We start from the raw sequence: 25,421 nt of genomic DNA on the forward strand, positions 1-25,421 counted from the left end.
GCAGTCGGTCGGGCGTCGCCGCGTAGGATGGGCGACGTGACGAGCACCACTGAAGCCCCGCGGATCGACCTCGGCATGCCGAGGATCCCGAGCGTGCGAGGCCGGCTCAAGGATAACCCGGTCGCCGGCACCAAGCGGGTGCTGCTCGCCGCGCCCCGCGGGTACTGCGCGGGCGTCGATCGGGCCGTCATCGCGGTCGAGAAGGCGCTCGAGCACTACGGCGCCCCGGTGTACGTGCGCAAGCAGATCGTGCACAACATCCACGTCGTGACCGAGCTCGAGAAGCAGGGCGCGATCTTCGTCGAGGAGGTCGACGAGGTGCCCGAGGGTGCCCACGTCGTCTTCAGCGCGCACGGCGTCTCGCCGGCCGTGGTGCACGCGGCGGCCGACCGCGGGCTGCACGCGATCGACGCGACCTGCCCGCTCGTGACGAAGGTGCACCGCGAGGCCGTGCGCTTCGCGCGCGACGACTTCGAGATCCTGCTGATCGGCCACGAGGGCCACGAAGAGGTCGAGGGCACGGCGGGCGAGGCGCCCGACCACGTCACGCTCGTGAACAGCCCCGACGACGTCCCGAACATCGAGGTGCGCGACCCCGACAAGGTCGTCTGGCTCTCGCAGACCACGCTCTCGGTCGACGAGACCATGGAGACCGTGCGGCGCCTGCGCGAGCGGTTCCCGAACCTGCAGGACCCGCCCTCCGACGACATCTGCTATGCCACGCAGAACCGCCAGGTCGCCATCAAGAAGGTCGCCCAGGACGCCGACCTCGTGATCGTCGTCGGCTCCGCGAACTCGTCGAACAGCGTGCGCCTCGTCGAGGTCGCGCTCGAGTACGGCGCGAAGGCGGCCTACCGGGTCGACTACGCGACCGAGATCCGCCAGGAGTGGCTCGACGGCGTGTCGACGGTCGGCGTGACCAGCGGGGCATCCGTGCCCGAGGGGCTCGTCCAGGAGGTGCTGCTCGACCTGGCCGACGCGGGCTACGCCGACGTCGCCGAGGTCAAGACGGCCGAAGAGGACCTGATGTTCTCGCTGCCGAAGGAGCTCCGTCGCGACCTCGCCGGCAACCGCGACGAGCGCGCGCTCGGCGGGCGCACGCGGGCAGCACAGGCCTGAGACGGCGGATGCCGCGGTCCCCGGGGGCCCGCGGCATCCGATCGCGTCTGAACGTGCGTCAGGTCGACGTGAGCGAGCCGACGGCCGGGAGGAATCCCGGGTCGCTCGCGAACACGAGCATGCCGACGACGATCACCACGATGAAGGCGGCGACGCCGGCGACCACCGGCACCCACCAGGTGATGCGGCCCGCGCGCAGGCGCGACCGCGACCACATGAGGGCGCCCACCCACAGCGCGAGCTGCAGGGCGATGCCGACCGCGATGAGGGCGGGCACGCCCGGGCCGGGCTCGAAGGCGGTCGGCGGCTCGGTGCCGAGCATCTGCGCCGACAGCTGGGCCGACTCGAGTGCGGTGTCGGGCATCGCCAGGATGGTGAGCGAGTTGTACACCGCGCCGATGGCGCCGAACACGAGGAGCGCGAGGGTCCAGCCCCGGTCGACCGGGTGCGCGGCGGCCGGCGCGCCGGTGCCGAACGCCACGGGCGCGCCCGGCGCGCCACCCGGCCCGCGCTGCGCTCCGCCAGACGGCGTCGCCGGCGACGCGTCGGGCGCCGGATCGGCGGTCGACTCGGCTGGCGGCTGCCAGGTCCAGCCCTCGGGGGCGTACTCGCCGTACCGCGGGCGCGGCCGCTCGTCCTTCGGCGCCGAGCCCTCGGCTCCCTCCGCGCCGGAACGAGCGGCCTCGTCGCGTGACATCCGGTGCCCTACGCGGTGATCGACTGGCCCGCGGACCCGAGCTGGCGGGTCGACTCGCCGACGCGGACGGCCATCGCCGACTCGGCGACCTTGCCCCAGGCGCGCGGGTCGTACTGCTTCTTGTTGCCGACCGAGCCGTCGATCTTCAGGACGCCGTCGTAGTTCGAGAGCATGTAGCCGGCGACCGCACGCGTGTAGGCGTACTGCGTGTCGGTGTCGATGTTCATCTTGACGACGCCGTTGGCGACCGCCTCGGCGATCTCGGCGTCGGTCGAGCCCGAGCCGCCGTGGAAGACGAGGTCGAGCGGCTTCTCGCCCGTGCCGTACTTCGCCGCGAGGCCGTCCTGGATCTCCTTCAGCAGCGCCGGGCGCAGCTTCACGTTGCCGGGCGCGTACACGCCGTGCACGTTGCCGAAGGTGAGCGCGGCCATGTAGCGGCCCTGCTCGCCGAGGCCGAGCGCCTCGACGGTCGCGATCGCGTCATCGAGGGTCGTGTAGAGGGCGTCGTTCGAGCCCTCGTGCTGCACACCGTCCTCCTCGCCGCCGACGACGCCGATCTCGACCTCGAGGATCGCGTTGATCGCCTTCATGCGCGGCAGGATCTCCTTCGCGATCTCGAGGTTCTCGTCGAGGGGCACGGCCGAGCCGTCCCACATGTGCGACTGGAAGATCGGGTTGCGCCCGGCCTTGACCTCGGCCTCGGAGGCCTCGATGAGCGGGAACACGAAGTCGGCGAGGGCCGGCTTCGGGCAGTGGTCGGTGTGCAGGGCCACCGTGATCGGGTACGACTTCGCGACCTCGTGCGCGAAGCGCGCGAACGCGAGGGCGCCCGTGGCGCGCGCCTTGACCGTGTGGCCGGCGAAGTAGTCGGCGCCGCCCGTGGTCACCTGGATGATGCCGTCGGAGCCCGCCTCGGTCAGGCCCTGGAGCACCGCGTTGAGCGTCTGCGACGACGAGACGTTGAACGCGGGGAACGCGAAGCCCTTCGACTTGGCGGTGTCGAGCATCTCGGCGTACTGCTCGGGGGTGGCGATGGGCATGGACGCTCCTTCGAAGAAGACGAGGTGGGTTCGGGCACGAGTCTAGCCAGTTCCGAGCAGGCCTCGAATCGGACGGCGGCCGCCGCGGCGCGGTGCGAGACCCCCGGCACGGCAGGATGAGGGGGTGGACGAGCGACTGGCCGAGGGGTTCCTGCTCGCGTGCGCGGAGGCCGCCGCCGCCGCGGCTCCGCACGTCGGGCGCGGCGACGGACACGCGGTCGACGAGGCCGCGGTGCGTGCACTGCGGTCGGCGCTCGACCGGTTGCCGGTCGACGCCGAGGTCGTCGTCGGCGAGGGCGAGAAGGACGACGCACCCATGCTCGCGCCGGGCGAGCGGCTGGGCCGCCGCGGCGCAGACGCCCCGGCCCTCGACCTCGCGATCGACCCGGTCGACGGCACTCGGCTCGCCGCCGCCGGGCGCCCGGGTTCCCTCGTCGTCGTCTCGGTCGCGCCTCGCGGCGCGCTCGCGCGACTCGGCGCCGCCCACTACCTCGAGAAGCTCGCGACCTGGTTGCCGGCGGAGCGGCAGACGGATGCCTCGGGCTCAGGCCCTCCGGCGATCATCGAGCGGCTGCCGTGGCTGGTCGGCCGCATCGCCGCGGAGCGGCGGGTCGCGGCGGGCGAGGTCGTGGTCGCCGTGCAGGACCGCCCCCGGAACACCCCCTACGTCGAGGCCGCCCGCGCGGCCGGGGCGCGCGTCGAGCTGTTCGAGCACGGCGACGTCGAGCGGACGTTCCGGGCCGCCCGGCGCGGCCACGGCATCGACGTCGTCGCGGGCATCGGCGGGGCGCCCGAGGGGGTGCTCACCGCGGTGGCCGTGCGCGCGCTCGGCGGGGATCTGCGCGCGCGCCCCGCCCCGCAGTCGGACGCCGAGGCGGCCCGGGTCGCAGCCGCGGGCTTCGGCGTCGACGCAGCGCACGTGCTCGGCCTCCACGCGCTGTGCGCCGCGAACGCCGCGGAGGTCGCGACGTTCTGCGCGGCCGTCACGGCGTGCGACGTCAGTGTGCCGCTCCCGGCGCCCGGGCCGGTCGATGCCCCGGCCCCGGGGGGAGGCATCCGCATCGCCGTGTGGTCGACCCTCGCGCCTCTTGCCCCCGCCCGGCTCCGCTTGCTCGACGCCGAGTGATGACGATCTGCGCCGAGTGATGACGATCAGAACCCGCTCGCACGACGAATCGTCATCACTCGGCGGTGAGATGGCTGCCGGCGGGGCATCCGTCTTGCCGGTGGGTTAAGAACGCACGATCTTGCAGTGGACAGGTTCGCCGGTTTCCCGGATCGCGAACCCGTCGTGGCTAGGCTCGAAGCAGCGGGACGATCCCCGCTGCCAGGCCCCGGAAGGACCCGATGGTGAGTACCGACGACAGCCTCTACCTCCACCCCGACCGCAACATCGCCCTCGAACTCGTGCGCGCGACCGAGGCGGCCTCCATCCGCGCGTACCCGTGGATCGGCCGCGGCGACAAGCTCGGCGCCGACGGCGCCGCGGTCGACGCGATGCGCGCCTTCCTCGGCACGGTGAACTTCGACGGCGTGGTCGTCATCGGCGAGGGCGAGAAGGACGCCGCGCCCATGCTCTTCAACGGCGAGCGCGTCGGCAGCGGCAAGGGCCCGGCCTGCGACATCGCCGTCGACCCGATCGACGGCACCTCGCTGACCGCGGCGGGCCGGCAGAACGCCCTCTCGGTCATCGCGGTCGCCGACCGCGGCACCATGCTCGACGCGTCGAGCGTCTTCTACATGGACAAGATCGTGACGGATGCCACGGGCAAGGGCGTCGTCGACATCCGCAAGCCCATCGGCGAGAACCTGCGTGCCCTCGCCGCCGCGAAGGGCAAGCACATCGGCGAGCTGCGGGTCGCCGTGCTCAACCGGCCGCGCCACGAGCAGCTCATCGCCGACATCCGCGAGGCCGGTGCCGGCACCCGGCTGATCAGCGACGGCGACGTGGCCGGAGGCATCAACGCGGCGAGGTACGAGTCGCGCATCGACATGTGCGTCGGCATCGGCGGCAGCCCCGAGGGCATCACCACGGCATGCGCGATCAAGGCGCTCGGCGGGTTCATGCAGGGCCGGCTCGCGCCGGGCGACGACGCCGAGCGCGAGCGCGGCGAGGCGGCAGGCCTCGACTGCGACCGCGTCTACGAGCTCGACGACCTCGTGCGCGGCGACAACACGTTCTTCGTGGCGACGGGCGTCACCGACGGCGAGCTCGTCGACGGCGTGCGCAAGAAGGGCCCGATCATCCGCACCGAGTCGATCGTCCTGCGCGGGCGCTCGGGCACGATCCGACGCATCGTGGCCGACCACCTCGTCGAGAAGTGGCTGGACGAGTCCGACCGCTGACCGTTCCTCTGCGGCGATGTCGGTCGCGTCGACCATGATTGAGGGATGACCCGCGCCGAGCGACTGCCGCGCGCCCTCCGACCGTTCGCGTTCGGGCAATACCGCCTGCTCGTCGCCGCGCTCGCCGCGTCGCTGCTCTCGGCCGGCGCCTGGCTGGTCGCCGCGGTCTGGCAGGTCGTCGAGCTGGGCGGCTCGCCGATCGACCTCTCCCTCGTGGCCACGGGCTCGGCGCTCGGCCTGGTCGCCGCGGTGCTCGTGGGCGGGGTCGCCGCCGACCGCATCCCGCAGCGTCGCATCCTCTTCGTCGTCGAGATCGTGAGGGGACTCACGTTCGCCGTCGCGGCGCTGCTCGCGGGCAGCGGCGTCATCGAGGTGTGGCACATCGCGGTGCTCTCGTTCGTGCTCGGCATCGCCGACGGGTTCTTCTACCCGGCCTACTCGGCCTGGCTGCCGTCGTTGCTGCCGGCCGACCAACTGCTCGCCGCCAACGGCGTCGAGGGAGTGCTGCGCCCCGCGGTGATGCAGGCCGCCGGCCCCGCGCTCGCGAGCGCGTTGATCGCGATCCAGGCCCCGTGGCTCGCGTTCGCCGTGGTCGCGGTGCTCCAGGCAGCGGCGGCGGTCGTGCTCGCGCTGATGCGCACGACCGCGGTGCGCCGCGAGTTCGAGGCGACCGACCTCCACCCGTTCCGGCAGGTGCTCGTCGACTTCAGGGACGGCTTCGCGTACCTGCTGCGCACGCGATGGCTGTTCGCGACCCTCGTGTTCTCGATCGTGCTCGTGTTCCTCATCATGGGACCCATCGAGGTGCTGCTGCCGTTCGCCGTGAAGGACCAGACGGGCGGCGGGGCCGGCGCGTTCGCGCTCGTGCTCGCGGCGTTCGGCGTCGGCGGAGCGGTCGGCTCGCTCGGTGTCGCCTCGCTGCCGTTGCCGCGCCGCTACCTGACGCTGATGATCCTCGCGTGGGGCGTCGGGTGCGTTCCACTCGCGATCATCGGGTTCACCTCGTGGCTCTGGGTGATGGTCGTCGCCGTGTTCATCGTCGGCGTGCTGTTCGACGGCGCCCAGGTCGTCTGGGGCACGCTGCTGCAGCGGCGTGTGCCGCCCGCCATGCTCGGGCGGGTGTCGAGCCTCGACTTCTTCGTGTCGCTGGCGCTGATGCCGATCTCGATGGCGGTCGCAGGTCCGGTCGGCGAGGCGATCGGGCTGGCACCGGCGTTCCTCATCGCGGGACTCGTACCGCCGTTCCTCGCGCTCGCCACGCTCGCGTTCGCCCGGCTGGGCCAAGACGAACTGGCGCACCCGCTCGAGCCGACTGCGGCGGATCCGACGACCGTGACCGGTGCCGAGGCCGTCGCGGGATTCGAGTTCCCGGCCGATGAGCGACGTGCGGAGTCCACGGAGCCCTGACCGCAGCCGCCGAAGCGGCGCGGTGGCGAGCCGCCGGGGCGGTGCGGTCGCGAGCCGCCGGGGTGGCGGATGCCGGCGGCTCGTGGAAGGCTGACGCCACCGAGCGAGATGGGGGTATCCGCAATGGTCCGGATCCGCGACGCGTTCCCGGGGTTCAGCGTTCGAGACATCGACGAGGCGCGCAGCTTCTACGGCGAGATCCTCGGCCTCGAGGTGAGCGATGAGATGGGCGGACTGCGAATCGTGCTGCCGTCGGGGCAGGGCGTGTTCGCCTACCCGAAGGACGACCACGAGCCGGCGTCCTTCACCATCCTGAACTTCGCGGTACCCGACCTCGGGCAGGCGGTCGACGACCTCAACGCCGCCGGGGTGGTGACGAAGATCTACACGGAGCCCCACTCGTTCGGGACCGATGAACGAGGCATCAACTGGGGGTCGCGCACCGGGCAGGGGCCGGACATCTGCTGGTTCACGGACCCTTCGGGCAACGTGCTGAGCCTCATCGGCGACTGAGCCGGCTCGGGTCGTCTCCGGGCAGTCGCTCCGGCGGTCGCTCCTCCGGGGCGCCGGCTCCAGCGGCGCTGATGCGTGCGGCGAAGGCGGCGGCCGAATCCCTGAAGTCCTCGGGCCCGAGGATCGTGAAGGGGGCGTCGAAGCGGAGGATCCACGACATCAGGCCCGCCCATGACCACGACCCGACCCGAATGCGGCAGGTGGTCTCGGACACCGGTGCCATCTCGCCATCGCCGAGCCATGGCGCAATGCGTTCGGGAGGAAGGCCGAGCAGGAACTCGCCGGAGCACGGCCACCGGTCCGCGTCGTCCGAGCCCTTGAATCGAGCAGCCAGGAACGTGCGGGCATCGCCCGTGGGGATCGGCCGCGGAGTGAACGGCGCGCCTCCGGGGATTCTCGGGGACATCCGGTCCAGCCGATGGATTCGCCAGTCGTGCTGGTCGAGATCCCAGGCGACGAGATACCAGCGGCCGCTCCGCGCGACGATCGCGTGAGGTTCGACCAGCCTCGGGAGACGCCCTTCGTCGTCGCCGTAGTCGAAGCGGAGGATCCGTCGCTCCCGGGTCGCGGTGCTGACCGCCTCGAGGACGCCCGGGTCGACCTGCGTCGGAGCGCCCGCGTCGGCGAAGCGGATGCCGTCGATCCGATGTCGCAGTCGCGAGGGCATGACCTGTCGCACGGTGGTCAGCGCCCGGGCGGCCGCCTCGTCGAGGTCTATCCCCGTCGACGGCGCGCTCTGCAGGGCCACCGCGATCGCCACCGCCTGCTCGTCGTCGAAGAGCAGCGGCGGCAGTTCCGATCCGGCGGCGAGCCGGTACCCGCCGTCCGGGCCCTTCACCGCGGTGATCGAGTATCCGAGGCCGCGCAATCGGTCGATGTCCCGCCGCACCGTGCGCGAGGTCACCTCGAGGCGGTCGGCGAGGAGCTGACCGGGCCAGTCGCGTCGGGACTGCAGGAGCGAAAGCAGTGCGAGCAGGCGAGACGAGGTGGCGGACATGGATCGAGTATCGCCGAAGTACAGGACCGCAACTGTCCGCTACCCCGTCCAAGCTCGAACTACGGCGACACGCCGTGACCGTTGCTGAGACGAAGGACAGGCAGATGAGCATCACCACCACCACGCACCTCAACTTCCGGGGCACCGCCCGGCAGGCCCTCGAGTTCTACCGATCGGTCTTCGGCGGAGAACTGTCGTCGGCCACGTACGGCGACTTCGGCATGCCGGAGGGCGCCCCGGGCGCCGACAAGATCGTCTTCGGCCGGGTCGAGTCCCCGAGCGGGTTCCGCATCATGGCCTACGACATCCCGGGCGCGGACGGCACGGACGTCGCGGACGGCGGGGACGTCGTCGCGACCGCCGGCACGACGCGCCGCGAGAACGGCGCGACCATCACCGACCGCGCGTTCTTCCAGTCCGTGCGCGGCGGGACCCTCGAGGAGGTCGCCGCGGTCTGGGACGGCCTCGCCGACGGCGCCGACGTCATCGAGCCCCTGGCCGCATCGGCCTGGAGCCCGGGCTTCGGCATGCTCACCGACCGCTTCGGTGTGACGTGGGTCATCGACGTCGAGGCGCCCTCGAACGCATGAACACCGAGCGCCGGTCGGCCCTCGCGCGATCGAGCGTGGGGCCGACCGGCCGTCGCTCGACGGAGCGGGTTCAGACCAGGCGGATCTCGGGGTCGATGTCGGCGATGAGGTGCTCGTCGCCCGCAAGCGGCTCGAGTTCGGGCGTTGCCGTCTCAGGTGCGGTCGCCGTGAATTCGTAGGCGGCGAGCTCGCGCGGGCTCTCCTCGATGCCTTCGAGCGTGGCGAGCACCTTCGTCTCGTCAAGCGCCTTGAGCTTGCGAGCGGTCGGCAGCACTCGGGTCTCGAGGGAACCGACGAAGGCGTTGTAGTCCTTGACGCTGCGTTCGATGGTGCGGCCGAGCTTCTCGATCTGGCCGGCGGTCGTCGACAGGCGCGAGTACAGCTCGCGGCTGAGGTCGAACAGCGTCTTCGCTTCTTTTGTCAGCACGTCTTGCTGCCAGCTGAACGCGACGGTCTTCAGCACCGACCACAGGGTGACCGGCGAGGCGAGGGCGACCTTCTTCGAGAACGCGAACTCGAGCAGGGACGGGTCGGCCTCGAGCGCGCTGGAGATGAGCGACTCGCTCGGGATGAACGCGATCACCAGTTCAGGTGAGGCGCCGAGGCCCGCCCAGTAGGTCTTCGAGCCCAGCGCGGTCACGTGGTCGCGTACCGCTTTCACGTGGTGCTTCAGCAGCTGCTCGCGCTGGGCGCCCTCGGGGCCCGTGGCCGTCGCCGGAATCTGGCTCGCCTCGAGGTAGGCGTTGAACGGCACCTTCGCGTCGACGGCGATGTGCTTGCCGCCGGGGAGGTGGATGACCATGTCGGGCCGACCGGCGCCGGCGTCGGTCGTGATCGACCGCTGGGTGTCGAAGTCGACCCGCTCGAGGAGGCCGGCAGCCTCGACCACGCTGCGGAGCTGGGTCTCGCCCCAGACGCCGCGGGTGCTGTTGGAGCGCAACGCACTCGCGAGGGACTCGGCGGTCGACCGCAGCCGCTCCTCGCTCTCGGCGGCGATCTTCAGCTGCTGGCTGAGCTCCCCGTGCTGCTGGTGCCGCTGCGTCTCGAGCGCGGTGACCTTGTGCTGCATGTCGGCGAGCGTCTGCTTGACGGGGGCGAGCGCCTGGAGGACCTTGCTGTCGGCGGCTTCGCGCGCTTCGCGCTCACGCTGCTCGGCGTGCTGGCGCTCGACGATCTCGCGGTACTGGGCACGCGCCGCCTCGATCTGGTCGCGCAGGCCGTTCGCGGTCGCGGTGAGGCCCGCGAGGTCGGAACGCAGCTGCGCCTGCACCTCCTGCTCCTCGGCGCGGATGCGGGCCTGCTCGTTCGCGTGCTGCTGGGCCAGCGCGGAGATCTCGAGCTGGTGTCGCGCTTCGACCAGCGCCGGGTCTTCGGCGACCGGGGCGTCTGCAACGGTCGCCTCGGCACGGCGCGACGCGAGGAACCACGTGGCGAGGGCGCCGAGCGCGGCGCCGATCACGAGGCCGATGACGAGCAGCAGGATCTCCATGTCCGACAGTGTCGCAGCGGCCGCCGACATCGGCGGTGAGGCATCCCGGCGGGGTTTCGATACGCTCGCTGCGCGCTCGCTCTTCGACCGCCGGCGGGTTACTGCAGCGCCATCGGGCCGTGCGCCGCGGCCTGCTCGCGCACCGTGCGCCGGCCGAGCGCACCCGGACGCACCGACGTGCGGCGTGCCAGCGCGGCGAGGTCGTCGACCTCGTGGCGCTTCGCGGCGTGCACGGCGATCGCGGCGCAGGCCTCGGCGTCGTCGAGGGCGTTGTGATGGGAGAAGTCCTCGAATCCGGCCGCCATCGCCGCGGAGGGCAGGCGATAGGAGTCGAGGTGATACGTCTTGCGGGCGACCTGCAGGCTGCACAGGTACGGGTGCTCGGGCACGTCGATCGCGAAGGCCTCGCTCGTCTTCTGGATGACGCCCATGTCGAAGCCGGCGTTGTGCGCGACCAGCCAGTCGGCCTCTGCGAACGCGCGGAAGTCGGGGAGGAAGTCGGCCCACGTGGTCGCGCCGGCGACCATCTCGGCGGTGATGCCGTGGATGCGGACGTTCCACTCGGAGAACTCGTCGTGCGGGAAGGGCGGCTTCAGCAGCAGGTACGCGCGGTCGACGACCCGGCCGTCGCGCACCTTCACGAGTCCGACGGAGCACGCGGACGCCCCCGACGAATTGGCGGTCTCGAAGTCGATCGCGGTGAAGTCCACTGGCACGCGAGCATCGTGTCACGGCCCGCCGACGGTTGACGGATGCCTCGCCGCGGGCGTACAACGGGCGCATGACCGACGAGGGCGCGCGCAGCTTCGGGCTGGCGGCATCCATCTACCAGGCCGCCCGACCGGGTTACCCGGTCGAGGCCGTCGCGTGGCTCGTCGGCGACGCCGCCCGCGTGCTCGACCTCGGCGCCGGCACCGGGAAGCTCACGGCGGCCCTCGTCGCGCTCGATCGCGAGGTCATCGCGGTCGATCCCGTCGAGGAGATGCTCGACGAACTCGAGGTGCAGGTGCCCGGCGTGCCGCGGATCCTGGGCACCGCCGAGGACATCCCGATCGAGGACGCCTCGGTCGACGCGGTGGTCGCGGGCCAGGCGTGGCACTGGTTCATCCCCGAGCGCGCGATTCCCGAGATCGCCCGGGTGCTGCGCCCCGGCGGCACGCTGGGCCTCGTCTGGAACAGCCGCGACACGCGCGCCGGGTGGCTGCACGAGGCCGGCGAGATCATGCACGAGCGGCACGACGCGAGCGCGACCTTCGAGACCTACGTCGACGTCGGGCCGCCCTTCGGCCCGGTCGAGGAACACACCGTCGAGTGGATCGACCGGATGCCGCGCGCCCGCTTCCTCGATCTCGTGCGCTCGCGTTCGTACTACCTCACCGCGCCCGAATCCGAGCAGCGCGCGACCATCGCGGCGATCGACGCGCTGCTCGACCGGCATCCGGATGTCGCCGGCGCGGCCGAGCTCGCCGTGCCGTACCTCACGCGCTGCTTCCGCGCGCGGCTCGCCGACTGAGCTCGGGCCCGATTCCAGTTGGACGGGTGTCAAGTTTTGCATTGACTCGCGGTCCAAACACGAGGATGCTTCACCTGTGGCGAGCGCGGCACGCGAGTACGACATGTCGACCAGGTCGGTCGCGGCCGGCCGAACGCGCACGCGGCTGATCCACGCGGCGCGCGCCCGCTTCACCGGCGCCCGAATCGATGACGTCACCCTCGCCGATCTGGCAGGAGATGCCGGCGTGAGCGTGCAGACACTCCTCAACCACTTCGGCTCGAAGGAGGGTCTCCTGCTCGCGGCGACCGAGTCGATCGGTGCCGAGGTGGCGAAACTCCGCGGCGAGGTCGAGCCCGGCGACGTCGGCGGCGCGGTCGACTCGCTCATGCGCCACTACGAGGTGCTCGGCGACGCGAACTGGCGGTTCGTCGCCGAGGTCGACGGCGAGGCGGCGTTCGCACCGCTGCTCGACGACGCCCGCGCGAGGCACCGCGCCTGGCTCGAGTCGGTGTTCGGGCCACGACTGCCCGAGGCATCCGATGAGCGCGAAGACGCGATCGCCGCGCTCTACGCCGTCACCGACGTCGGCACGTGGAAACTGCTTCGGCGCGACCTGGCTCTGTCCGCTGACGAGACCCGTGCAGTACTCCGCCGGCTGATCGCCGGTCAACTCGAGGAGGAATGACCATGAGATACCTGATGGCGGTGTGGGACGGCGGGGGAGCGACCCCGCCCAACCTCGGCATCGCCCGACTGCTCGTCGAACGCGGCCATGACGTGGTGGTCTGCGGCGACCCGACCCTCGCCGACGCGATCGCCGGCACCGGGGCATCCCATCGCACCTGGCCGACGGCGCCGCAGCGCCGCTCGACCGCGCTCGACGACGACCTGTTCAAGGACTGGGAGTGCCGCACGCAGATGGGCGCGCTGAACCGTGTCCGCGAGCGCCTGATCACGGGGCCCGCAGCCCGGTTCGCGAACGACGTGGTCGACGCCTTGGACGCCGAGCACTTCGACGCCGTCCTTGCCGACGGCGTGCTGCTCGGGGCGCTCGTCGGCGCGGAGGCCAGGGGCATCCCGTCTGCAGCGCTCGTCGGCAGCGTCTACCTGGTGCCGTCCCGGACGCGGCCGCCGGTGGGGCTGGGACTCGGGCCGGCGCGCGGCCGGCTCGGACGCGCGCGCGACCGCGCCGCCTACGGGCTGGTGACCCTGATGTCTGACGCCGGGTTGCGACCCGTGAACGCCGCGCGCGCTCGGCACGGGCTCGCCCCGCTCCGGCACCTCTGGCAGCAGTGGGACCACGCCGATCGGGTGCTCGTGCTCACGGGATCGGCCTTCGACGACCCGCCGCCCGACGCCGCGAACGTGCGGTACGTCGGGCCCGTGCTCGAGGACATCCCCGTCGACGAGCCGCTCGAGCTGCCGCGCGGCGACGCCCCGCTCGTGGTCGTCGGCCTCTCGAGTTCGTACATGGAGCAGGAGGACCTGCTCAGGCGGATCGCCCGGGCGCTCGCGACGCTGCCCGTCCGCGGGGTCATCACGACCGGGCCCGCCGTCGACCCGGCCGATGTCCCGTCGGCGCCGAACGTCGTCGTCGTGCGCGCGGCGGCGCATCGGGCGCTCATCCCGCAGGCCGCCCTCGTGATCACGCACGCCGGGCACGGCACGCTGATCAAGGCGCTCGCGGCCGGGGTGCCGGTGCTCTGCATCCCGCTCGGTCGCGACCAGGGCGAGAACGCGTCGCGTGCCGCCCGCCACGGTGTCGGCGCGGTGCTGTCGAAGCAGGCGGATGTCGCGGCGATCGCGAGCGCGGTGTTCGACGTGCTGCTCGAGCCCTCGTACCGTGAGGCAGCCGCCGCGATGGGCGAGCGGATCCGGGCCGAGATCGCGTCGGGTGCGCTGGTCGACGAGCTCGAAGCCCTGGCGGCAGCGGGGCATCCGGCGGCCTGAGGCGGAGGCGTCGCCCGAGGCGCAGGCGTCGCCCGAGGCGGAAGGTAGGCTAGACGCCCGTGGCACTCACCATCGGAATCGTCGGCCTTCCCAACGTCGGCAAGTCGACCCTCTTCAACGCCCTCACCAAGAACACGGTGCTCGCGGCCAACTACCCGTTCGCGACGATCGAACCGAACATCGGCGTGGTGAACCTGCCCGACCCGCGGCTCGAGACGCTCGCCGGCATCTTCAAGTCCGAGCGCATCCTGCCCGCGACCGTGTCGTTCGTCGACATCGCCGGCATCGTCAAGGGCGCCTCGGAGGGCGAGGGCCTCGGCAACAAGTTCCTCGCCAACATCCGGGAAGCCGACGCGATCGCTCAAGTCGTGCGCGGCTTCGAGGACTCCGACGTCGTGCACGTCGACGGCGCCGTCGACCCGAAGTCCGACATGGAGACGATCAACACCGAGCTGATCCTCGCCGACCTCGAGACGCTCGAGCGCGCCATCACGCGCTACGAGAAGGAGGTCAAGGGCAAGAAGCTCGATCCGCAGGTGCTCGCGACCGCGATCGAGGCGCGCGACCTGCTGCAGGCGGGTACGCCGCTGTCGGCGGCATCCCTCGATCTCGCATCGATCAAGGAACTCGGCCTGCTGACCGCGAAGCCGTTCATCTACGTCTTCAACGTCGACGAGGCGGTGCTGACGGATGCCGCGAAGAAGGCTGAACTCGCGGCGCTCGTCGCGCCGGCCGAGGCCGTCTTCCTCGACGCGAAGATCGAGTCGGAACTCATCGACCTCGACCCCGCCGACGCCGCCGAGCTGCTCGCGTCGACGGGTCAAGACGAGTCGGGCCTCGACCAGCTCGCGCGCATCGGATTCGCAACGCTCGGCCTGCAGACCTACCTCACCGCCGGCCCCAAGGAGTCGCGTGCGTGGACGATCCCGCAGGGCGCGAAGGCGCCGCAGGCCGCGGGCGTCATCCACACCGACTTCGAGCGCGGCTTCATCAAGGCCGAGGTGATCTCGTTCGACGACCTCGTCGCAACCGGTTCGGTCGCCGAGGCCCGCGCCAAGGGCAAGGCCCGCATGGAGGGCAAGGACTACGTGATGCAGGACGGCGACGTGGTGGAGTTCCGGTTCAACGTGTGACGCGCTGCGCCGAGCCGAAGGGTAAGCGGGGTCTGCCATCGTGTCGGGGCTGGCCGCTAGCCTGATGACGTGACGGTTCGCCTCGAAGGAATCACGGTGCTCGCCGATGACGTCGCCGAGCTCGCCGCTTTCTACGAACGAGCGCTCGGTCTCCAGGTCATCGTGCGCGAAGAGGCGTACGTCGCTTTTGGTGGCCAGGACATTCGGTTCGCGATATTCTCGCGCCCGCTCATGGGTGGCAACACCGACGGGCACCCGTCTTACACAACTCGATTCAGCGGACAGGCGTTCGAGCTGAACTTCCAGTGTGACGATCCTGTCGAGGTTGTGCGGCGGTACGACGAGATTCTCGCGGCCGGAGCGACGCCCGCGGGGCGACCGGCGCTCAGAGAATGGGGCCAGTACGCCGGCTTCTTTGCCGACCCGGAAGGGAACATCCACTCGCTGTTCGCCGACACGTGACCGGGAGGCATTGCCGCCCCGACGGCGGCCCGTCACGCAACGCTGATGCCCCAGTATCTGAGTCAGTACGCATGTCAGGATCAGGGCAGCCGCGACTTGTATAGGTGAAGACCATCGGCAAGCACGTTGCGAACGCGCGACGCGAGGAGTTGGTCGATATTCCAGTTGTCGCAAAATTTGCGACAACTGCCGCAGATGGCAAGAGCTACCTGACCGAGCACTACAACCTCGACATGGTGTTGTCGGTCGGCTACCGCGTCAAGTCCGCCGAAGGCGTGCACCTCTGCCGGTGGGCGAACGACGTTGTGAAGCGCTACATGCTCAACGGATACGCTCTCAACGAGCACAGTGAAGGACCAGCCGCTCACCGACGGCAACAAACGCAGCGCACAGCCCTGGAGCGCCCGAAGGAGAAGGACCTCATGGTCGCCCTGCTCGTCAGCATGCTGACCGACGAGGCATCCTGGCGATGACCGCAGGGCGCCGACGCGGCATCCTCGACTGATCGGATGCCTGCCGCTCAGCGGCTGAACACGAGGTGGACGACGCCGCTCGGCGAGGAGACCGCCTCGACGTCGTAGCGCTGCTCGAGTCCCTCGAGGCCGTCCCACAGCCGTGTGCCGCGGCCGAGCACGATCGGCACGATCACGACGTGCAGGACGTCGACGAGGCCCGCCGCGAGGAAGTCGCGAACCATCGACGGGCCGCCGCCGATGCGCACGTCGAGGTCGCCCGCGGCTTCGCGGGCGAGCTCGAGCGCGGCCTCGGGTGCGGCGTCGATGAAGTGGAAGACGGTGCCGCCCTCCATCTCGATCGACGGCCGCGGGTGGTGGGTCAGCACGTACACCGGGGTGTGGAACGGCGGGTTGTCGCCCCACCACCCGCGCCACTCCTCGTCGGTGCCGAGCCCCTCCCACGGGCCCGTGCGGTAGTCGAACTTGCCGCGCCCCATGATCTCGGCGCCGATGCCGACGTCGTGCCGCGCGGCGAAGGCGTGGTCGACGCCCTGGCCGCCGGTGGGCGTGCCGAACATCGAGCTGCCGAACCGCGTGGCGAACATCCACTCGTGCAGGCGCTCGCCGGCGTGTCCGAACGGCGCGTCGAACGAGATGCCCTCGCCGGTGCCGAACCCGTCTAGGGAGATGGAGAAGTTCTGGACGACGACCTGCGACATGGATGCTCCTCGTGTTCGCGACCCGATTTCGGGACCGTCGCGAACGTATCGCGAGTGATTGCAATCCGCAAGCACTAGGCTGAGCCACATGGATGCCGCCCCTCGTTCCGGATGCGCGATCAACGCGGCCGTCGAGGTGCTCGGCGACCCGTGGTCCATGCTCGTGCTGCGCGACGTGATGTTCGGCGACCGGCGCCATTTCCGGGAACTGCTCGCCGGCTCCGAGGAGGGCATCGCCAGCAACATCCTCGCGAGCCGGTTGAAGCGCCTCGTCGAGGGCGGATTGCTCACGCGCGCGACGGCACGGCGCGGTCAGCGCGCCGCGTACGCGCTCACGGAAGCCGGCATCCGCACCCTGCCCGTCATGGTCGCGCTCGGCACCTGGGGGCTCGACTTCCGCGACGGCGAGCCGCGGCTCCGCGTTCGCGCGGAGGTGTTGCGCGATGGCGACCCCGAACTGGTCGACGCGATGATGGACGAGCTGCGCGAGCGTCACCTCGGCGTGCCTCGTCCCGATCCGGATGCGCCGCGACCGAGCGAGGTCCTGCGCCAGGCGGTCGACGCCGCGACGCGTCGCACCGGGTCCCACGGGCCGCGGTGATCACGCGTTCGCGTCGCGCGCGGACGCCGAACCCTCTACACTGACCGGGCGGCCCACCCCCGGGGCCGTTTCCGTGAAGCGATGGCGCTGTCGTCGCTCCCGACCCTGGAGTGCCCGTGGGACGACACAGCACGCCGGCTCCTTCGCCGACCCCATCGCCCGGCCGCCGACTCCCGACCGTCGGCGAATTCATGGCCCGTCGAGGCGCGATCATCGGCATCGCCGCCGGTGCCGCGGTCATCGCCCTCCTCGTGACCGTCGGCATCGTCTGGATCGGCAACACCGGCGGCTCCGAGCCCGCAGCGGCCTCCGGTGCGTCGTGCGAGGAAACCGAACAGCTCGTCGTCGTGGTCGACCCGTCGATCGCCACCGCGGTCGGCGTCATCGCCGACCGCCTCAGGTCGCCCGCGAGCGGCGAGGACTGCCTCGACGCCCAGGTCGTGACACAGGCGTCGGCCGACAGCGTGGCCCAGATCGCAGCCGGGGCCTTCGACGGTGACGCGTGGATCCCGGGCTCGAGCGTCTGGGTCGAGCGACTCGCCGCGCTGACCTCGTTCATGGGACAGTCCATGCCCGAGATCGACAATCGCGGGTCGATCGCCGTCTCGCCGGTGGTGCTCGGCGTGCCCGAGAAGCATGCCGATGCCGTCGAGGTCGAGCCGGTCACCTGGGCTCGGGTGCGCGATCGGCAGCTGCCGACGATCCTGCCCGACCCCGAGGCATCCGCGGCGAGCGTTGCGGGCCTGTACGCCGTCCGCAGCGTGTCGTCGACGGCGGACCCGCGACAGTTCGCGGGCGCGATGATGGCGCTCGGCAAGCAGATCCCGGCGTCGACCGAGGCCGCCATCGCGTCGGCGCTCACGGCCGAGACCCCGACGGCGGTCATCCTCACCGAGGTGGAGATCGTCGAGCACAATCGAGACAATCCCGACGACCGGCTCGTCGCCGAGTATCCCGGTGACGCGTCGGTCGCCCTCGAGTACCCGTTCGTCGCGATGCCGGTCTCCGATGACGAGGCCGGCCAGGCGCGCGCGCGCCTGGTCACCGCGTTCGAACGAGCGCTCCGCGTCGACGCGAACCCGATCGTCGAGGCCGGCCTGCGCCGACCCGACGGATCCGGCACGCTCACCAACGCGGGCGGCGTCATGGCGGTCCTGCCGTTCGCCGACGATGCCCTCGCCACGTTGCTCAAGGCGCAGGAGATCGGCGCCGCGCAACTGGACATCCTCCGGCTCTGGGGCACGATGACGCTGCGCTCGCGCATGCTCGCCGTCATCGACGTGTCGGGCTCGATGGAGGAACCCGCCGGCAACGGACTTCGTCGCATCGACATCTTCCAGCAGGCGGCCGGCGGCGCGCTCGGGCAGATGTCGGGCGAGGTCGAGCTCGGGGTCTGGCTCTTCTCGACCGCCAGGGCGGGCGAACAGGACTGGGAGGAGGCCGCGCCCATCGCCCCGCTGGTGGACTCCGCGCACACCGCCCAGGTGATGCAGGTCGTGGGTTCGCTGCCGGCCCGACTCGGCGGCGCGACCGGGCTCTACGACACGACGCTCGCGGCGGTCCAGCGCGTGCGCGAGGGGTACGACCCCGAGATGGTCAACTCGGTGCTGCTCATCACCGACGGCAAGAACGAGGACGAGAACGGCATCGACCTCGACACGCTGATCGCGAAGCTGAACGAGCAGGCCGACCCCGCGAAGCCCGTACCGGTCATCCTCGTCGGGTTCGGCCCCGACACCGACCTCGGCGCGATGCAGCGGATCGCGGAGGCGACCGGAGGGGCCGCCTACACGGCGCACCGGCCCGAGGACCTCAGCGCGGTGCTCGTCGACGCGCTCTTCCAGCGCGGCTGCCGACCCGACTGCGGGTGAACGCCTCGGCGACGGCGCCCGCGTCCGCTACCGCGATCGTGCCCGCGGGCGCTCGTCGACGAGCGGGATGCAGGCGCACCTGCAAGACTCGCGGATGTCGCGACACAGACTCGATGTGACGACTGCGACGGATGCCGCCGATGCCGAGCCGACCCTGGGGGTGACGATGCCCGACGCCGGCGCGGATGCCGAGTGGTTCACGCACGTGGTGCACGAGCACGCGACTGCGCTCGTGCGCTACTTCGCCCGCCGCGGCCCGCGACAGGATGCCGAGGATCTCGCGGCCGACGTGTTCGCGACGGCCTGGCGCCGCCGCGACGACGTACCACGCGAGGCGGTGCTGCCGTGGCTGTACCGGACGGCCGGTTTCATCCTCGCCAACCATCGCCGGAAGCTCGGCGACGTGCCCGTGGAGCACGTGCCCGATTCGGGACCGGCCCGCGTCGCCGACGATCCCGAGTTGAGCGCGCTGTTCGACGCCGAACTGCGCGGGGCGCTCGCGAGCGTCGGTGATCGCGACCGGCGCATCCTGCTGCTCCACGCCTGGGAGGGGCTCGACGGCGCGGAACTGGCGGCGGTACTGGGCATCTCCCGGTCCGGGGCGGATGCCGCGCTCTCGCGGGCGCGCAAGCGCCTCCGCGAGGCTTGGGGCGAGCGGCTCACGTTCTGAGCGATGGCGTGCAGCGCACCGATGCCCGCGGTGCAAGATGCGCCCGCCTCGCCACACAGGCAGGGTGAACCGGTGCTTCGAAAGGTGGACGACATGCAGGACCAGAGCGGGCACGACGAGCCCGAACGCGACGCCGTCGAACGACTCCGCGACGCGGATCCGGCCGCCGGAGTCGAGCCTCGCGCCGGGTTCGCCGACGAGGTCGTCGCCATGGCGACCGATGAGCAGCCGGATGCCTCGGCGCCGGTGGCCGACCTGGCGGGCGAGCGTGCGCGCCGCCGGCGTCGATGGCTGCCCGTCGCGGCGGCCGCGGCTGCCGCGACCATCGTGGCGGGCGCGGTCGGCTACGGCATCGGCGCCGCGAACGCCGGAAGCGGCGTCACCGCGAGCCGGACGTCCCCCGCGAACCAGACGATGGAGGACGGCGCGGTCGGCGCGGCACGGGACGCCTCGGGGTCGCCCGTGCCGATCACCCCTGACCTCGGTGGATCGAAGTTCGCGGCCGATTCCATGCCCTGGGGCGGCAATGGCAACAGCTTCCACGCCGCGGGTCTCGACACGGCCGAGGGCACGGCAGCCGCCTACACCTACGATGCGCGGGCCGTCTCGAACGCGGAGTCGGTGGGCGCCGTGGCAGCCGCACTCGGCGTCGAGGGTGTACCCGAACTGCGAGACGGGGCCTGGGTCGTCGGCCCGCAGGACGGCAGCGGCCCGTCGGTGACGGTCGGGCTCAGCGGCACCATGGCGTTCTCGTATGTGAATCCGGCACTCGACCCGTGGTCCTGCGACGACCCGAACGGGTGCACGTCGACGGGCACCCAGCCCGACGAAGCCGCGGCGGTCGACGCGCTCCGCGCGCTGGTGGCCGGTGCCGGCTTCGACCCGGCCGACTTCGAGTACACGTCTGAGACCTGGGAGGGTGCGGTCACGCGGATGGCCCAGGCCTGGCCGATGCTCGACGGGCACCGGTTCGACCAGTCGTGGTATCTCGAGTTGACCGATGAGGGCGTGTACAGCGCGTCGGGCAACCTCGCGCCGATCGTTCCGCTCGGCGACTACCCCGTGGTGAGTGCGCAGGCCGCGTTCGAGCGCCTGTCCGACCCGCGGTTCGGAGCCCGGATATCGGGCGGCCCGGTGCCGCTGGCCGAGGACGCGATGGTCGACGTCGCCGACGCCCCGGTCGAGTGGGTGCCGCCGACCGAGCCGCCGACCACTCCGCAGCCGGGCGCGCCGGTCTCGTGGCCGGTGAACGACGTCGAGATCGTCGCGGCGGAGCTCATGCCGTCGACGCAGTGGCAGCCCGACGGCAGCGTGATCATCGCGCCGTCGTACCGATTCACCGACGCCGACGGCGGCACCTGGTCGGTGATCGCGATCGCCGACTCGCACCTCGACCTCTCGACGAAGTGAAGAGGCCGCCAGGTCAGGCGGTCGCCTGCGACCCGCTCTCGTCGCGCAGGCGCGGCTCGGTGCGGAACTGCGGACGCAGGCCCGCCTTGTCGGCGTAGAAGGCCCGGATACGGTCCATGTCGGCGGCGACGTCGCCGGTGAGCTCGATCGTCGGGCCCAGCCCGGTCGTCATCGTGGTGCGGTCGACGAAGCCGAGGGTCACCGGCATCCCGGTCTCGCGGGCGATGCGGTAGAAGCCCGACTTCCAGTACTCGTTCGACCCGCGTGTGCCGTCAGGCGTCACGACGAGGCCGAAGACCTCGCCGCCGCGCACCCGCTCGACGACCTCGGCCACGACGCGGCCGGGATCGGCGCGGTCGACGGGGATGCCGCCGAGCGCACGCATGATCGGCCCCCGCCATCCGGCGAACAGGCTCTTCTTGCCGAGCCAGCGGAAGTCCATGCCGAGACGCCACGCGATGGCCAGCATGAGCACGAAGTCCCAGTTCGAGGTATGCGGTGCGCCGATCAGCACGGTCGGGCGCGTCGGCGCCGGCTCGCCGGTGAGCGTCCAGCGGCTGCAGGTCCAGTAGACGCGGGAGACGAGTCCTCGAAGCATCCGGCCACCGTATGTCATGTTCGATGCACTCGAATGCATACGTCGGACGAACGGCGCAACCGATTCCGGCCGCGGTCGATGTCGCCGGCTGCGGCGAAGATGGATGGATGCACCATGGTTCGACCTCCACGCGCCTTCGATTCCGCCCGCTCGATCCCTCCGACCTCGACGCCGTCCACGCGATCTACGCCGATCCCGAGACCTGGCGGCACCTGCCCCAGGGCCGTCACCGCTCGCCCGAGATGACGGCCGGGATGATCGCGCGCTCCGAGGCGAGCCGGCGCGAACACGGCCTCGGTACGTGGGCGGTGCTCGCGCCTGCCGAGCCCGACGGCGAGCCCGTGCTCGTCGGCACCGCCGGCGTGACGATGCTCGGTTTCCCGGCGTGGAACCTCGGCTACCGGTTCGCACCCGGGGCGTGGGGTCGCGGGTACGCGACCGAGGCGGCAGCGGCGGCGCTCGCCGCGGCGCGCACGGCCCACCCCGAGGTGCCCGTCACCGCTCGCGTGCTCGCGGGCAATCCGGCGTCGGTGCGCGTGCTGGAGCGCATCGGGCTCGAACTCCGATGGCGGGGCCGGTCGGCCGAGACCCCCGAGGGCGACGGCCGCACGACGCACCTCGAGCGGCTCGTGTTCACCGACCGCCCCGTCGATGCCGATCTGCTCGAGCGACTCATCGCGCTGGGCTGACGACGTCGGCGGGTTGTGCGAGGCTGGCGTCATGCCGGAATCTCCCGAGGTGCAGGCACTCGTCGAAGAGCTCGACGCCCGACTGGCCGGCCGCGCGCTCACCGGGGTCGACGTGCTCGAGTTCCGCACGACCAAGAGCCGATCCCGCCTGCCCGCCTCGCTCATCGCGGCGACCGTGTCGGGCGTCGCTCGTCACGGCAAGCTGGTCGACCTCGCGTTCGGCGACGCGGGCCACCTCGTCATCTCGCTCGGCCGACACGGCTGGGCCAGGTGGGCGGATGCCTCCGGCGGAGCCGAAGCGGCCGCAGCGGCCGCGACAGGCCCCGAATCGGCCGCTCCCGATGCCGCGGCTCCCGCCGACCCACCCCCGGCACTCGTGTCGCTCTCCTTCGACGACGGGGCGACCCTCGAGCTCACTGATGCCGGCAACTGGGTCTCGCTCGGCACCTGGGTGGTCGATCGCCCCGATGAGGTTCCGGCGGTCGCGAAGCTCGGGCCCGATCCGGCCGATGCCGACTTCTCGCGCGAGCGGTTCGAAGCGGCGGTCGCCGGGCGGCGCAAGCAGGTCAAGGCCGTGCTGCAGGAGCAGGAATCGCTCGCCGGCATCGGCAACGCCTACTCCGACGAGGTGCTGCATCGCGCGAAGGTCTCGCCGGTGGTGCACGCGGCGGCGCTCGACGAAGCTGAGCTGGCGCGACTGTTCTCGGCGACGACTGGCGTGGTGCGCGAAGCGATCGAGGCCCGCCGCGGGGTGCCGATCGCTCAGCTGAAGGCCGCGAAGGTCGCGGCGATGCGTGCACACGGGCGCGCCGGTGAGGCGTGCCCGGTGTGCGGCGACGACCTCCGCGACTTCTCGTTCGCGAGCACGACGGCGCAGTACTGCCCGACCTGCCAGACCGGCGGCGAGCTGCTGCCGCTCAAGGGCGGCGAGGGTTGACCGGCCCCCTCACGCCACGCGGGACTCGCCACCGCCGCGAACCCGGCTGATGGCCTCGGGGGCCGCGGTGAACCGGCCGGCGATGCCGTCGGGCGTCAGGTACTCGACGCGGATGCCGCGCCCGACGCGCGCGACCTTGGTCACCTCGTAGGTGCGCCCGCTCGCGCTGACCAGCGTGTCGCCCGCCCGCAGGTGCCGCGTCTGCCGCAGCTCGATGACCTCCATGCTGAGAGTCTCTCAGCACCCACCGACATCCGGTTCCGGATCGAGGCTCGCGACTCACGCCGAGAGCGAGGCGCCGACCTCGGCGGAGGCATCCGCGAGGACGTCGTCGACGAGGCGTTCCAGCACCGCGAGCCCGTCGAGCGACAGGACCGACTCGAGGTGCCCCTGCATCGACGCGACGCGCGCTCCTCGCAGGCCGTGGACGGCGCCCGAAACCGGGTCCGCGGCGACCTCGAGGTCGTGTCGCGGCGTGACGCGATGGCCGGCGTCGTAGGCGGCGAACGTGTTGTAGAAGCCGACCACGCGCGGATCGCCGAACAGGTCGACCGTGAGCTGCACGCCCTGATGCGGCGCCGGCAGCGGCGCGATCGCGAGCCCCGCCGTGCGGGCGAGCACCTGGTGGCTCAGGCACACCGCGAGCATCGGCAGTCCCGATGCGAGCCGGGCCGCGACGAGCTGGTGCAGCCGCGAGATGCGCGGTTCCGTCATCGCTCGAGGATCCCCGGGGCCCGGACCGAAGACGACGAGGTCTTCAGCGGGCTCGAGCGGGGCATCCGACCAGGCGACGATGCGCGCCGCGACGCCGAGGTGGCGCAGTTGGTGGGCGAGCATCGTCGTGAAGTCGTCGCCGGCATCGACGAGCAGCGCGGTCGCGCGCGGGGCGCGGGCGCCGCCCTGCGGGGTGCGCCAGAACGCGGCGAGCCCCGCGTTCCGATCGGCGAGACGCGGATGCTCCGCGTCGACCGGTTCGATCGTGGGGGCGCCGGGCGTCGCCTGCCGCGGCAGCGCGCCGATCGCCGTGAGCACGCCGGCCGCCTTGGCATGGGTCTCGGCGACCTCCGCCTCCGGCGACGAGTGGCGCACGAGCGTCGCCCCGACCGGCACGCGCACGTGGCCGGCGTCGCCGACATACGCGGTCCGGATCAGGATGGGCGCGTCGAGGTCGTACCCGCGCGCGGTCGGCGTGAACCGGGCGAGCACGCCGGCGTAATACCCCCGCGGGGTGGTCTCGCGACGCGCGATGACGGCGCAGGCGTTGCCCATGGGCGAACCGGTGACGGTGGGCGCGAACATGGTCAGGCGCAGCACCTCTCGCGGGTCGAGGTCGCTGCGCCCCTCCAGCAGGTACTCGGTGTGCGTGAGCCGTGACATCCGCTTGAGGAAGGGGCCGCGGATGCGGCCGCCGTCGGGGCACACCGCGCTCATCATCTTCAGTTCCTCGTCGACGACCATGACGAGCTCCTCGCGCTCCTTCACGTCGGCGAGGAACGCGTCGAGCTCGTCTGCGCCGGGCGCGCCGTCGACGTGGCGGAAGGTGCCGCTGATCGGGTTCATCGAGACCACACCGTCGAGCGAGCTCACGTGCCGTTCGGGCGTCGCGCCCACGGCGGCGAGGCCGGGCGAGACGAAAGCGAACGTCCAGTACGCGCCCCGCTCGAACTCGAGAAGTGCCCGGAACCAGGCGGTCGCCGCGGCCGCGGGCGAGGCATCCGTCACGCCGGTGAACTCGCGCCGGATCACGAAGTTCGCACCCTCGCCGCGCCCGATCTCCTCGTCGATGACACGGCGCACGACGTCGGCGTACGCGTCGTCGTCGAGGTCGACCGCGAGATCGGCGACGGCCGGCGGATGCCCCGGCAGGAGCTCGAGGGCACGCTCGACCTCGATCTCCTGGCGCTCGCGCACGACCAGGCAGCGCAGCGGGGCGCCGTCGTCGAGCGCGTCGAAGCCGCGTTCGCGCACCTGCCGGAACGGCACGAGCGCCAGCACCTCGCGACCGTCGAGCGGGATGTCGGCGAGCCGATCGACCTCGACGATGTCGCCGACCAGCACGTCGAGCGTCGGCTCCTGTTCGCGTCGGATGATCGCGAACGCGGATGCCTCGCCCGCGAGGCAGCGGCCGAGGAGGGTGGACTCGGGGCGGGTGGCCTCAGGGCGGTGGCCCATCGGGCCGGCGTTGATCGTCATGTCGTTCTCCGGTCGGGCCCCGAGGGAGTCGCCGGAAACA

27 protein-coding genes are annotated in these 25,421 nt (G+C 71.7%); 18 read left to right on the top strand and 9 right to left on the bottom strand.

Going from position 1 to position 25,421, the window contains the following annotated elements; all coding sequences use genetic code 11:
* Positions 1 to 75 precede the first annotated feature (75 nt).
* Positions 76 to 1,119, top strand: coding sequence for a 4-hydroxy-3-methylbut-2-enyl diphosphate reductase (locus GE115_RS13780; RefSeq protein WP_153685405.1), 1,044 nt, complete (start codon positions 76 to 78; stop codon positions 1,117 to 1,119).
* A gap of 58 nt (positions 1,120 to 1,177) precedes the next feature.
* Here GE115_RS13780 and GE115_RS13785 read toward each other — a convergent pair whose 3' ends face one another.
* Together GE115_RS13785 and fbaA are read right to left on the bottom strand one after the other, a co-directional pair.
* Positions 1,178 to 1,816 carry a DUF6264 family protein gene (locus tag GE115_RS13785; protein WP_153685349.1) on the bottom strand — a complete coding sequence of 213 codons (639 nt, stop codon included), beginning with the start codon at positions 1,814 to 1,816 and terminating at the stop codon, positions 1,178 to 1,180.
* Positions 1,817 to 1,824: 8 nt separating this feature from the next.
* Entirely contained in the window at positions 1,825 to 2,856 is a 1,032-nt protein-coding gene (gene fbaA / locus GE115_RS13790; RefSeq protein ID WP_153685350.1) for a class II fructose-bisphosphate aldolase, read from the bottom strand.
* 124 nt (positions 2,857 to 2,980) lie between these two features.
* Between fbaA and GE115_RS13795 the strand changes: the two genes are divergently transcribed.
* The 4 genes from GE115_RS13795 to GE115_RS13810 all read left to right on the top strand — a co-directional run bounded on the left by GE115_RS13795 (position 2,981) and on the right by GE115_RS13810 (position 7,122).
* A complete protein-coding gene (locus GE115_RS13795; protein WP_153685351.1) occupies positions 2,981 to 3,982 on the top strand; it encodes a fructose-bisphosphatase class II in 1,002 nt (333 codons plus the stop codon).
* A 221-nt stretch (positions 3,983 to 4,203) separates the two neighbouring features.
* A complete protein-coding gene (gene glpX / locus GE115_RS13800) occupies positions 4,204 to 5,202 on the top strand; it encodes a class II fructose-bisphosphatase (protein WP_153685352.1) in 999 nt (332 codons plus the stop codon).
* Between the two features lie 45 nt (positions 5,203 to 5,247).
* Entirely contained in the window at positions 5,248 to 6,609 is a 1,362-nt protein-coding gene (locus GE115_RS13805; RefSeq protein ID WP_153685353.1) for an MFS transporter, read from the top strand.
* Positions 6,610 to 6,732: 123 nt separating this feature from the next.
* On the top strand, positions 6,733 to 7,122 hold the full coding sequence (locus GE115_RS13810) for a VOC family protein (protein WP_153685354.1): 390 nt from the start codon (positions 6,733 to 6,735) through the stop codon (positions 7,120 to 7,122).
* Here the strand turns inward: GE115_RS13810 and GE115_RS13815 are convergent.
* Positions 7,109 to 8,119: a helix-turn-helix transcriptional regulator gene (locus GE115_RS13815; RefSeq protein ID WP_153685355.1), complete on the bottom strand. Its 1,011-nt coding sequence runs from the start codon at positions 8,117 to 8,119 to the stop codon at positions 7,109 to 7,111. The genes GE115_RS13810 and GE115_RS13815 overlap by 14 nt on opposite strands.
* 104 nt (positions 8,120 to 8,223) lie before the next feature.
* On the opposite strand from GE115_RS13815, the gene GE115_RS13820 reads away from it, so the two are divergent.
* Positions 8,224 to 8,709, top strand: coding sequence for a VOC family protein (locus GE115_RS13820; protein WP_153685356.1), 486 nt, complete (start codon positions 8,224 to 8,226; stop codon positions 8,707 to 8,709).
* 70 nt (positions 8,710 to 8,779) lie between these two features.
* On the opposite strand, the gene GE115_RS13825 is transcribed toward GE115_RS13820, so the two are convergent.
* Entirely contained in the window at positions 8,780 to 10,198 is a 1,419-nt protein-coding gene (locus GE115_RS13825) for a DNA recombination protein RmuC (protein ID WP_153685357.1), read from the bottom strand.
* A gap of 98 nt (positions 10,199 to 10,296) precedes the next feature.
* The gene (locus tag GE115_RS13830) at positions 10,297 to 10,914 is read right to left on the bottom strand and encodes a 3'-5' exonuclease (protein ID WP_312855181.1); all 618 of its coding nucleotides are present in this window, start codon (positions 10,912 to 10,914) and stop codon (positions 10,297 to 10,299) included.
* 65 nt (positions 10,915 to 10,979) lie between these two features.
* On the opposite strand from GE115_RS13830, the gene GE115_RS13835 reads away from it, so the two are divergent.
* From GE115_RS13835 to rhuM, 6 genes are all read left to right on the top strand, one after another.
* Entirely contained in the window at positions 10,980 to 11,711 is a 732-nt protein-coding gene (locus GE115_RS13835; protein WP_153685358.1) for a class I SAM-dependent methyltransferase, read from the top strand.
* A gap of 76 nt (positions 11,712 to 11,787) precedes the next feature.
* The gene (locus GE115_RS13840; RefSeq protein ID WP_216648843.1) at positions 11,788 to 12,378 is read left to right on the top strand and encodes a TetR/AcrR family transcriptional regulator; all 591 of its coding nucleotides are present in this window, start codon (positions 11,788 to 11,790) and stop codon (positions 12,376 to 12,378) included.
* Between the two features lie 2 nt (positions 12,379 to 12,380).
* The gene (locus tag GE115_RS13845) at positions 12,381 to 13,643 is read left to right on the top strand and encodes a glycosyltransferase (RefSeq protein ID WP_172979928.1); all 1,263 of its coding nucleotides are present in this window, start codon (positions 12,381 to 12,383) and stop codon (positions 13,641 to 13,643) included.
* Positions 13,644 to 13,702: 59 nt separating this feature from the next.
* The gene (gene ychF, locus GE115_RS13850) at positions 13,703 to 14,776 is read left to right on the top strand and encodes a redox-regulated ATPase YchF (RefSeq protein WP_312855182.1); all 1,074 of its coding nucleotides are present in this window, start codon (positions 13,703 to 13,705) and stop codon (positions 14,774 to 14,776) included.
* A 69-nt stretch (positions 14,777 to 14,845) separates the two neighbouring features.
* Entirely contained in the window at positions 14,846 to 15,238 is a 393-nt protein-coding gene (locus GE115_RS13855; RefSeq protein WP_216648844.1) for a VOC family protein, read from the top strand.
* Positions 15,239 to 15,342: 104 nt separating this feature from the next.
* Positions 15,343 to 15,711, top strand: a complete 369-nt coding sequence (gene rhuM / locus GE115_RS13860; RefSeq protein ID WP_312855183.1) for a RhuM family protein — start codon at positions 15,343 to 15,345, stop codon at positions 15,709 to 15,711.
* A gap of 47 nt (positions 15,712 to 15,758) precedes the next feature.
* On the opposite strand, the gene GE115_RS13865 is transcribed toward rhuM, so the two are convergent.
* Entirely contained in the window at positions 15,759 to 16,412 is a 654-nt protein-coding gene (locus tag GE115_RS13865; protein WP_153685360.1) for a dihydrofolate reductase family protein, read from the bottom strand.
* A gap of 88 nt (positions 16,413 to 16,500) precedes the next feature.
* On the opposite strand from GE115_RS13865, the gene GE115_RS13870 reads away from it, so the two are divergent.
* The 4 genes from GE115_RS13870 (at position 16,501) to GE115_RS13885 (ending at position 20,964) form a co-directional block, all read left to right on the top strand.
* Positions 16,501 to 17,013: a winged helix-turn-helix transcriptional regulator gene (locus GE115_RS13870; protein WP_153685361.1), complete on the top strand. Its 513-nt coding sequence runs from the start codon at positions 16,501 to 16,503 to the stop codon at positions 17,011 to 17,013.
* Positions 17,014 to 17,204: 191 nt separating this feature from the next.
* On the top strand, positions 17,205 to 18,884 hold the full coding sequence (locus tag GE115_RS13875; protein WP_153685362.1) for a substrate-binding domain-containing protein: 1,680 nt from the start codon (positions 17,205 to 17,207) through the stop codon (positions 18,882 to 18,884).
* Between the two features lie 94 nt (positions 18,885 to 18,978).
* Complete coding sequence (locus GE115_RS13880) at positions 18,979 to 19,554, top strand: RNA polymerase sigma factor (protein ID WP_312855184.1); 576 nt, start codon at positions 18,979 to 18,981, stop codon at positions 19,552 to 19,554.
* Positions 19,555 to 19,647: 93 nt separating this feature from the next.
* On the top strand, positions 19,648 to 20,964 hold the full coding sequence (locus GE115_RS13885; RefSeq protein ID WP_153685363.1) for a hypothetical protein: 1,317 nt from the start codon (positions 19,648 to 19,650) through the stop codon (positions 20,962 to 20,964).
* A gap of 13 nt (positions 20,965 to 20,977) precedes the next feature.
* Here GE115_RS13885 and GE115_RS13890 read toward each other — a convergent pair whose 3' ends face one another.
* On the bottom strand, positions 20,978 to 21,562 hold the full coding sequence (locus GE115_RS13890; RefSeq protein ID WP_153685364.1) for a 1-acyl-sn-glycerol-3-phosphate acyltransferase: 585 nt from the start codon (positions 21,560 to 21,562) through the stop codon (positions 20,978 to 20,980).
* Between the two features lie 107 nt (positions 21,563 to 21,669).
* On the opposite strand from GE115_RS13890, the gene GE115_RS13895 reads away from it, so the two are divergent.
* On the top strand, positions 21,670 to 22,251 hold the full coding sequence (locus GE115_RS13895; RefSeq protein WP_172979929.1) for a GNAT family N-acetyltransferase: 582 nt from the start codon (positions 21,670 to 21,672) through the stop codon (positions 22,249 to 22,251).
* Positions 22,252 to 22,282: 31 nt separating this feature from the next.
* Positions 22,283 to 23,188: a DNA-formamidopyrimidine glycosylase family protein gene (locus GE115_RS13900; RefSeq protein WP_153685366.1), complete on the top strand. Its 906-nt coding sequence runs from the start codon at positions 22,283 to 22,285 to the stop codon at positions 23,186 to 23,188.
* Between the two features lie 9 nt (positions 23,189 to 23,197).
* On the opposite strand, the gene GE115_RS13905 is transcribed toward GE115_RS13900, so the two are convergent.
* A complete protein-coding gene (locus GE115_RS13905) occupies positions 23,198 to 23,413 on the bottom strand; it encodes a hypothetical protein (protein WP_153685367.1) in 216 nt (71 codons plus the stop codon).
* A 54-nt stretch (positions 23,414 to 23,467) separates the two neighbouring features.
* Positions 23,468 to 25,381, bottom strand: a complete 1,914-nt coding sequence (locus GE115_RS13910; RefSeq protein ID WP_246190793.1) for an anthranilate synthase family protein — start codon at positions 25,379 to 25,381, stop codon at positions 23,468 to 23,470.
* Between the last annotated feature and the right edge of the window lie 40 nt (positions 25,382 to 25,421).

The sequence above is a fragment of the Agromyces agglutinans genome, assembly GCF_009647605.1.
In the GTDB taxonomy this organism is placed as follows: Bacteria; Actinomycetota; Actinomycetes; order Actinomycetales; family Microbacteriaceae; genus Agromyces; species Agromyces agglutinans.